The sequence below is a fragment of the uncultured Anaerotruncus sp. genome, from assembly GCF_902490045.1.
Classification (GTDB): Bacteria; Bacillota; Clostridia; order Oscillospirales; family Ruminococcaceae; genus Anaerotruncus.
Genome location: NZ_CABUCJ010000082.1, coordinates 2501 through 10983, shown reverse-complemented (window position 1 = coordinate 10983; position 8483 = coordinate 2501). Strand labels below are relative to the sequence as shown.

The 8483-nt window shown below is 63.0% G+C and carries 8 protein-coding genes and 1 rRNA gene; 1 reads left to right on the top strand and 8 read right to left on the bottom strand.

Annotation, left to right across the window (positions count from 1 at the left end):
- The 4 genes from RDM88_RS09095 to RDM88_RS09080 all read right to left on the bottom strand — a co-directional run.
- On the bottom strand, window positions 1-1101 hold a 1101-nt coding region (locus RDM88_RS09095), incomplete at its 3' end, for an aminotransferase class I/II-fold pyridoxal phosphate-dependent enzyme (RefSeq protein ID WP_308754535.1).
- Window positions 1098-2156: a peptidoglycan bridge formation glycyltransferase FemA/FemB family protein gene (locus RDM88_RS09090; RefSeq protein WP_308754534.1), complete on the bottom strand. Its 1059-nt coding sequence runs from the start codon at window positions 2154-2156 to the stop codon at window positions 1098-1100. The genes RDM88_RS09095 and RDM88_RS09090, both read right to left, overlap by 4 nt.
- 119 nt (window positions 2157-2275) lie before the next feature.
- The gene (locus RDM88_RS09085) at window positions 2276-3082 is read right to left on the bottom strand and encodes a QueG-associated DUF1730 domain-containing protein (RefSeq protein WP_308754533.1); all 807 of its coding nucleotides are present in this window, start codon (window positions 3080-3082) and stop codon (window positions 2276-2278) included.
- Between the two features lie 689 nt (window positions 3083-3771).
- A complete protein-coding gene (locus RDM88_RS09080) occupies window positions 3772-4005 on the bottom strand; it encodes a helix-turn-helix transcriptional regulator (protein ID WP_308754532.1) in 234 nt (77 codons plus the stop codon).
- Window positions 4006-4109: 104 nt separating this feature from the next.
- On the opposite strand from RDM88_RS09080, the gene RDM88_RS09075 reads away from it, so the two are divergent.
- Entirely contained in the window at window positions 4110-4373 is a 264-nt protein-coding gene (locus RDM88_RS09075) for a DUF6809 family protein (protein ID WP_308754531.1), read from the top strand.
- A 233-nt stretch (window positions 4374-4606) separates the two neighbouring features.
- On the opposite strand, the gene RDM88_RS09070 is transcribed toward RDM88_RS09075, so the two are convergent.
- The 4 genes from RDM88_RS09070 to rrf form a co-directional block, all read right to left on the bottom strand.
- On the bottom strand, window positions 4607-6856 hold the full coding sequence (locus RDM88_RS09070) for a vitamin B12-dependent ribonucleotide reductase (RefSeq protein ID WP_308754530.1): 2250 nt from the start codon (window positions 6854-6856) through the stop codon (window positions 4607-4609).
- A gap of 145 nt (window positions 6857-7001) precedes the next feature.
- Complete coding sequence (locus tag RDM88_RS09065; RefSeq protein WP_308754529.1) at window positions 7002-7283, bottom strand: hypothetical protein; 282 nt, start codon at window positions 7281-7283, stop codon at window positions 7002-7004.
- A 15-nt stretch (window positions 7284-7298) separates the two neighbouring features.
- Window positions 7299-8042 (bottom strand): hypothetical protein, encoded by a 744-nt coding sequence (locus tag RDM88_RS09060; protein ID WP_308754528.1) that lies wholly within the window; start codon window positions 8040-8042, stop codon window positions 7299-7301.
- Window positions 8043-8172: 130 nt separating this feature from the next.
- Window positions 8173-8289 (bottom strand): 5S ribosomal RNA (gene rrf, locus RDM88_RS09055).
- Window positions 8290-8483 lie beyond the last annotated feature (194 nt).

The window sequence follows — 8483 nt, the reverse complement described above, 5'->3', positions numbered from 1 at the left end:
CGAGCCGGAAGGCGAGAGCGCCCCCAGGGCGGCTTCCAGCCGGGTGAAATCTTCGGCGCGGTTGAGTCCCGTCGCCATCAAAACGCCCGCCGCGCCGCCGACATATTCCGGTTCAATGGCAAAGCCGCGCAGCCACGCGCCGAATTCCGCCGCGCCCATGCCGCGCGCGGCAAAGCCGAGCGAAAGCTTGGCGGGGTCGGCCGCCCCCTGGGGGAACGCGAAGCCCCTTTGGAGCGCGAGCAGCCGCGCGCGGTCGAAGGCGCGCGAAACGCGCTCGAAGCCCTCGGCGGCCTCCTCCTCGGCGTAGGCGGCGGCCCGCTCGCAGGAGAGCAGGATCGGATAGCTCGGGCTGGTCGACCCGAACACCGACATCAGCCGCTTGGCGTCCGGGACGTACCGTTCGTCGCAGATGTGGAGCAGCGCGCCGCCCGTCATGGCGGGCATCGTCTTGTGCAGGCTGTCGCAGCAGAGAGCCGCGCCGCAGTCGGCGGGGTGCGGCCTCCCATACCGTTCGGGCAGGAACTTGAGGTGCGCGCCGTGCGCGTTGTCGACCAGCAGCGGCACGCCGCGGGCGCGGCAGGCCTCCGAGATTCCCGCAAGGTCGCTGATCACCCCAAAATAGTCGGGCGAGGTGAGATAGACCGCCTTCGCCTCCGGATGTTCGTCAAGCGCCGCGGCGACCTCGGCCGGGGAATACCGGCCGGTGAACCACGCACCCGCGTCCCGCTCGGGATAGACCCACACGGGGGAGAGATCGAGCAGCGCAGCCGCGTTGATAGCGGCGCGGTGAAGGCTGCGTCCCATGACCACGGCGCCGCCCGTCCCGCAGGCGAGCGCGAGCATCGTCTGGATGCACAGCGTCGCGCCGCCCGCGCAGAGCAGCGTCCGCCGGGTCCCGTAGAGGCGCGCGAACGCTTCCTCGAGCGCCAAAATCGGCCCCTCCGCGTGGTAGAGGCTGTCCGCGCCCTCCACCTCGGTGATGTCCCAGGGCAACAGCGCGGCAAATTCATCCGTCCCCGCGCCCTTATGCCCAGGCATGTGGAAACGGGCCATATCCTTTTCGATGTAATCCCTGACGGCGTCGTGCAGCGGCGTTTTCATTCCTGCTTCAGCTTCCTCTTCAGGTGCCCGAGCGCGCCGTTCAGGGCGATTGCCCGGTCGACCATCCGCGCCTTGACCGGATGGTACACATAGTCGAATTCCCCCGCCAGCTCGTCGAGCTGTCCGTTGAAGCCGCGTTTGAACTGGTAGAGCCCATACATGTGGCTTCCCTCCTCCAGGTTTCCCGAGACCCCCTGGAAGTCGTAGACCTCGCAGCCCGTCTCCACCGCCCATTTGATCATTTCCCACTGCATGAGGTAGTTGGGCATCACGTCGCGGTGGACGTTGTCCGACGCGCCGTAGACATAGCAGCATTTTCCCGCGTAGTTGGTGGTGATCGCGCCGCAGACGGGCGCGCTTTCATAGAATCCCATGTAGAGCCGCACATGCTCGCCGAGCGCCTCGAGCATCCGCTCGAAATACGCCTTCGGGCGCACGTTGAAGCCGTCACGCTCCCCAGTCACCCGCATGATGCGCACGAATTCGTCGAGGTATTCGGGCCCCACCGGGCGCACCTCCACCCCGTTTCGAATGGCGATGCGCACCTTACGGCGGGTGCCCTGCGTCAGGTTTGTGAGCAGCTCCTCCTCGGTGCGCCCCATGAGGTAAAGCCGGTAGTTGAACCGCGCCTGGATGCCCTCGAACCCGTCGGGGCCATACTGCTGTTTAAATCCCATGCTCTTCGCGATCGCCAGAAAATCGGTGTCGCTCATGAGCACGTCGGGGTCCATTTTAAAGGTGTGGGCGTTGTATTTTTTCGCCAGCGCGTCGACGCCCGCCTTCAGGTCGGCGAGCACCTCCTTGTCGTGCAGGTCGCAGACCGGCCCGCGCGGCGCGTATAAAAACGCGGTCCCGACAAGCGGGATCTTCTGGATCAGCACCGACACCGCACCCCTGATCTTTCCGTCCTCCCCGCGCGAGGCGACCGCCTCGTAACCCCAGTTGTTCTTGACCTTCTGCCAGTTGACGCTCTGGGTAAAGCCCCCCTGCGGATGGCGCGAGACGAATTCCTCCATCTCCCCGTACTGTTCGGGCGTTAAAATCTCCACTTCCATCGGTCCCCTTCCACAGCCCCCACGGGCCCTCTGTCTTGATGACGTCCGTTTCCCGATAGGACGCCGCTTTTCAGCGCACAGACATTCTGCGGCTATTATAGCATATTTTACCGGCTCCGTCATTCCTCCCCGCGCAGAATCCGCAGGTTGCGCCGCAGCACCGCTTCCCCGCGCCAGCCGTAAGCCTTGCTCTCGCAGAGTTTTCCAAGATTATCTTCCCCGACGACCGGCGCGATATCCCGCCGGAACGCCGCGACAGGGCTCCTCCGCGCGTTCCGGTTGACCGGGCAGGCATCGGTGCACCGGTCGCATCCCCACACGAAGCCGCCCTCCCGGATCTGCTCCCGCTCCCATTCGGTCAGCTCCCCCTTTTTCTGGGTGATGTGGGAGCGGCATTTTTCCCGGTCGAACCCCCCGCGGGACAGCGCCCCTGTCGGGCAGGCCGCGATGCACCGGCCGCATCTGCTACAAAGCTGTTTTACTTTACATTCCGCGGCCGGAATATCCGCCGTCGTGACGATTTCCCCGATAAAGCAGTAGCTTCCATAGATTTCGTTGAGCAATTGACCGTTCAGGCCGGCCTGGCCCAGCCCCGCGAGGCTGGCCGCGCGCACTTCCGCCACCGGCGAACTATCTACAAATGGTATAAACATCTCTTTTTTATACACTTTTTGCAGTTCATTCGCCAGCTCTCCCAGCGTGGCCCGGATAATCGTATGGTAGTCGTCCATGAGGGCATAACGTGATATATTTCTATTCGGATATTCCCCTATATAATATCCGAATAGTATAACTATAATGCTTTTCGCCTCCCCGGGCAGGCGGCGTTTCGCGCGCACTTCCAAAAGCGGCAGCGCATCCTCAAACCGGCAGACGCCCCACTGGTCAAAGCCGTGGGCTTCCATGATTTTTTTCAGCTGTTCCATTGGCGGGGCCTCCCTTGGGTTTGCCGCTCAGTGAGCGGCGGAGCTTGTCGGTAGTCGGCCGACGGCGGCTTTAGATTTTCCACCCAGCAGGTGGAGGGCTTGCCGGTAGTCGGCCGACGGCGGCTTTGGATTTGCCGCTCATCGAGCGGCGGAGCTTGCCGGTAGTCGGCCAACGGCGGCTTTAGATTTGCCGCTCATCGAGCGGTAGAGCTTGTCGGTAGTCGACCGACAGCGAGTTCCTTTCTTGGGCGAACAAGAAAGGAACCAAAGAAGGGCGCGAGGGGCTATCGCCCCTGCGACCCCACGCCGCCTCCGGTTGGCCTTCGGCCAAAGTCGGCGGCGCCCGTGACACAGATCAATGAACGAGTGTACAGCATCCCGCCAGCCGCCGCGCCGCGGGCGCAATGCCTCTGCCCGAGAGTCTCCGGAACCCTACCAAAAGTGCTTTCGGGGAGACACGTCCGCTTCCCGGCGGGTACGCTCGCACGCGCCTTCTATATGCAGTTGGCTGGACGTGAGCGGAGGGGGGATTCTCAAGGGGGGCGAGCTTTGCGCCCTGCCTTCTTCAAGTGAGCCCCCCTTGAGCGCCCTTCTTCCGTCGACTTCTTGGGCGAGCAAGAAGTCGACCCGCCTGCCGGGGCGGGTCCCGGCAAGCCCCGCCGCCAAAGGCGGCTCCTCATCGAGCGTCCCTACGGGAGGTTGTTTTCCGTCGGCGGCTTCACCGGGTCCGTCAACCCCGCCAGATAGTCGAGGCTCACACCATAGTATTGCGCCAGTTGAATCATAAATGCAAATGGCGGTTCCCGTTCTCCCTGCTCATAACGGGCATAGGTGGTTTTATACATACCCAGCTCGTCTGCCAATTGCTGCTGCGTTTTGTCACGGTCCTCTCGAAGGTCACGAATCCGAACATACTTTGCCATTTTTCCTCCCCCAACTGCTATTATCTGATTGCAATTATACACCGTTTGGTGTATAATTGATTTTGCAGACACCAATCGGTGTCTGCAAAAGGAGGGAAAATGCCATGTCTGACATTTTAGAGGAGCTTTATCTTGAGCGGTTGTCCTTCATTGAGGACCGCTGCCGCAACACGCCGGAGTACAACGAGGCGGCGAACGAATACGACGCGGCGCGCGAGGCGCTCCGGCAAACGCTCAGCAAACGCCAGCGGCGTTTGCTGCTGCGCGTCGAAGACGCGCAGGCCGCGCTGTGTGGCCGCACGGCCGCGGCAGCGTTTGCCGGGGGCTGGCGGCTGCGGGCGCGACTGGCGGCCTCCGCCGGGCTTTGACGCCGCCCTGCCCCACGGGTCCGCGCTGGATAAAAAGGCGGCCACCCGCAAGGGTGGCCGCCTCTGCCATGAGCGCTTACCGGGTGGGGGCACATGGGGGAGGGCCGCTGACCCTCCCCCATGCGGCGTGCCGGGCGGGCGTCGCCGCAGCGCGGCGCTCCGGCGCAAAGCGCCGGGCAGTCCCGCCCTTCCTCAACGTCATTTTGGTCGGGAGCCCAAAATGACGCACGCCGTTAGTTACACTTGGAGTATCCGCAGCTGCGGCAGCTCACGCAGCCGCCCTCATGCTCGAGGGCGCTGCCGCACTCGGGGCAGAATTTCGCGTTGAGGGCCGCCGCGCCGGAGGCGGGCGCCTCGGGGCGGACGGGTTCCGCGGCGGGCAGGCCGAGCTTCTGCTGCTCGATCATGTCGGCGGTCTTTTTGATGACGCGAGCGATCGCGTCGGGGCAGGAGGTGCACTTCATCCCCGCGTGGCGGATAGTGGAGGGGCAGCGGATGCCGCGGAGCTGGTCCAGGATCTCGTCGATCGAGACGCCCGAACGCAGCGCGATCGACACCAGCCGCGCGGTCGCCTCCGACTGGGAGGGACAGCCGCCCGCCTTGCCGGTGGAGGTGAACACCTCGCAGATGCCGTGCTCGTCGTAGTTGACCGTGACATACAGGTTCCCGCACCCGATCTTCATCCGCTCGGTCAGGCCGCAGGTGACCTCCGGGCGGGGCCGCGGGCGGATGTCGGTGCGCATGGCGGGCGGAGCTTCCGTTTCGCCCTCCTTCTTCACCGAACCGATGTTGAGCACCTGTTCGGCGCGGCTGCCGTCGCGGTAGATCGTGACGCCCTTGCAGTCGAGCTCATAGGCGAGCATATAGACCTCTTCGACGTCCTCCATCGTCGCGTCATGCGCAAAGTTGACCGTCTTGGAAACGGCGTTGTCGGTATGCCTCTGGAAGGCCGCCTGCATCTTGACGTGATAGAGGGGGCTCACATCGTGGGAGCAGACGAATACCCGCTTGATGTCGTCGGGAATCTCGTCGATGTGCTGGAGGGTGCCCTCGGCGGCAATCTTCTTCATCAACTCGTCGCTGTAGAGTCCGCGCGCCTCAAGGATTTCACGCAGCACGGGGTTCACCTCGATCATCTCGGTGCCGTCCATGACGTTGCGGATGAAGACATAGGCGAACACCGGCTCCACGCCCGACGAGCAGCCCGCGATGATCGACAGGGTGCCGGTGGGCGCGATGGTGGTGATCGTGGCGTTGCGCAGCGGTTCCCCGGCGGCGAAGATGCTCTCCCCAAAGAGCGGGAAGGCGCCGCGCGCCTTGGCGAGCCGCGCGGAGGCGCGGCGGCCCGTCTCGGTGATGAACTTCATCACCTCGCCCGCGAGGGCGACCGCCTCCTCGGAATTGTAGGAGAGGCCCAGATAGGCGAGCATGTCCGACCAGCCCATCACGCCAAGCCCGATTTTGCGGGTCTGCTTGGTGGTGAAGTCGATCTCCTCCAAGGGATATTTGTTCACGTCGATGACGTTGTCGAGGAAGTGCACTGCGTCCTCGACCGTCCGCTCGAGTTTCTTATAATCGATCCGCCAGCCGTTCTTGTCCTTCGCCAGCATGGTGACGAGGTTGATCGAGCCGAGGTTGCACGACTCATAGGGCAGCAGCGGCTGTTCGCCGCAGGGGTTGGTGCTCTCGATCTCCCCCTGCGAGGGGACGACGTTGTCCCGGTTGAGGCGGTCGAGGAAGATGATGCCCGGCTCGCCGTTGCGCCACGCGCTCTCGACAATTTTATGGAAGACCTCGCGCGCCTCCAGCTCGCCGACCGCCTGTTTGCTCTTGGGGTCGACCAGCTCATAGGAGTCGCCGTTCTGCACCGCCCGCATGAACGCCTCGGTGATTCCCACCGAGATGTTGAAGTTGGTGATGTCGGCGTTGTTCTTTTTGCAGTCGATGAACTCGAGGATATCCGGGTGGTCCACCCGCAGGATGCCCATATTCGCGCCGCGCCGGGTGCCGCCCTGCTTGACCGCTTCGGTGGCCATGTTGAAGACGCGCATGAAGCTGACCGGACCGCTCGCCACGCCGCCGGTGCTGCGCACCGTCGCGCCCGAGGCGCGCAGGCGGGAGAAGGAAAACCCGGTGCCGCCGCCCGACTTGTGGATCAGCGCGGCCTGCTTGATCGCCTCGAAAATCTCCTCCATCGAGTCGCCCACCGGCAGCACGAAGCAGGCGGAAAGCTGGCCGAGATCCTTGCCCGCGTTCATCAGCGTCGGGGAGTTGGGGAGAAACTCCAGGTTGGTCATCAGCTCGTAAAACCGGTCGGACAGCTTTTTGACGTCCGCCTTGTCGTCATAGGCGGCGTCCGCGGACGCAATCGCATCCGCCACGCGGCGAAACATCTGCTCGACCGTTTCAATATTCTTCCCGTTTTCGTCCTTCTTCAAATACCGCTTTTCCAATACGGTGATCGCATTCTTGCCGATTTTCATATTGTCCCTTCCTCTACCACAAGATAGTCGCCTAATATAGAATATCCGACACAAGATATTGTATCATATACGCTTTTGCTCCGCAATACCCAAAAAGGGCGCGCCCGCTTTTTTTTGCGGGCGCGCCCCTGGACGGAAACCGGATTCAAAGTCCCGCCGCAGGCGCGGCGAAGCCGCCCACCATGAGCAGCGCGAAGATCAGCCCGGCCATCAAAATCCCGGCTGCCGACAGGGCGATCCCCGTGATCGGGATCCCGCCGCCCTCGTCGGGCGCGGCGTATTTCCGCGTGACGACCCCGAGGAAAATTCCCGCGACCCCCAGCACGAGAGCGGTCATAATGTCGCCCATCAGCGAACTGAGCAGCGCCGCGATGCCAAAGAAGAGCGCTCCGGAAGCGTTTGTCCGGTTTGGATGGAACTGGTTCAACTCTGTTTCCTCCCCTTAATGAATGATCAGCGCCAGGAGCGCCAGAAAGACGGATAGAATAGGCAGCGCGACCCATAAAAACCGCTGCGCCGATAAAAACAGCTCGCTCGGCTCGGCTCCTACGCACCACCACATGTGCCGTAGGTCAAAAATGAGGCGCGGCCAGTGGCGGTCCACCGCCCAAACCACGGCAATCAAAAGCGCCAGAAATAGGATCGCGCCGTTGCCGCGCACCGTGTCGCCGCTGCCGGAGGCAAGCTGGGCCATCTCGTAATAGGAGGGCTCCCGCTCGGCAAAGGGATTTTCCCCATCGTGGGAGACAAAGGCCTTGACATCGAGCATCGGCTCCCCCTGCTCATTGTAGAGGAAGAGGCCGTCCGACCGGTAGGTTCCCCGGAACCGCTCCACCCCGCCGCTGCTGACCACAAGCTGACGTTCGGCATAACGGTCCTCCGCCCCGGCAAAGCGCACGAGGTAATTTCGCTCGGGATTGCCGGGCAGCGCATAGATCAGCCGGTAGGCGTTCTGCTCCACCGCCTCAATGTCGATACGCACCTTCCCCCAGTGGCTTTTACCGCTATAGGTCCAGGCGGAGGCGGAATAGGGGGACGCCTTCCGCCGCAGGAAGGTGCCGTAGAGGTTCGCGCCCCGCTGGAAAAAGACCAGCAGATAGCAGAGAATCAGCAGTCCCGCAAGCAGCGTGCCCGCAATCCGTACCAGCCGCCGGTGCCCTTCATAAAAAGTCCTCAGCTGTTCCATCCCGACGCCTCCCTTTCCCCTCTATAGTGTAACTTAAACCGGGGATTCCTGCAAGGAGTCCCATCGGGATGCGGACAAAAACGCGGGCGGAAAACAAAAAAGCAACGCCCAAAGGACGTTGCTTTTGCGGAGCTGGCATAGACCTATCTTCCCGGGAAGTCACCCTCCAAGTATTTTCGGCACCGCTGAGCTTAACTTCTGTGTTCGGGATGGGAACAGGTGGGACCTCAGCGTCATATACACCAGCCATAAAGCGCTCCTCGCCTTACGGCGAAGCGGCCTGCGGCCGACGCGCTCAAAGGAGCCCGGCTCCTTTGGATCCTTGGTTGTGTCCGCTTCGCGGACCCGCCGCCTCCGGCAGCGGATTCTCAATTCGGTGTGCCTTCGGCACGATCACTGCTCGGCCCCGCGGCCTCGCATTGTACCGCCCTTCGGCACGGC

Coding starts and splice junctions, on each gene's coding strand:
- RDM88_RS09090 (WP_308754534.1), bottom strand. CDS start 2,156: ATGGAAGTGGAGATTTTAACGCCCGAACAGTACGGGGAGATGGAGGAA.
- RDM88_RS09085 (WP_308754533.1), bottom strand. CDS start 3,082: ATGGAACAGCTGAAAAAAATCATGGAAGCCCACGGCTTTGACCAGTGG.
- RDM88_RS09080 (WP_308754532.1), bottom strand. CDS start 4,005: ATGGCAAAGTATGTTCGGATTCGTGACCTTCGAGAGGACCGTGACAAA.
- RDM88_RS09075 (WP_308754531.1), top strand. CDS start 4,110: ATGTCTGACATTTTAGAGGAGCTTTATCTTGAGCGGTTGTCCTTCATT.
- RDM88_RS09070 (WP_308754530.1), bottom strand. CDS start 6,856: ATGAAAATCGGCAAGAATGCGATCACCGTATTGGAAAAGCGGTATTTG.
- RDM88_RS09060 (WP_308754528.1), bottom strand. CDS start 8,042: ATGGAACAGCTGAGGACTTTTTATGAAGGGCACCGGCGGCTGGTACGG.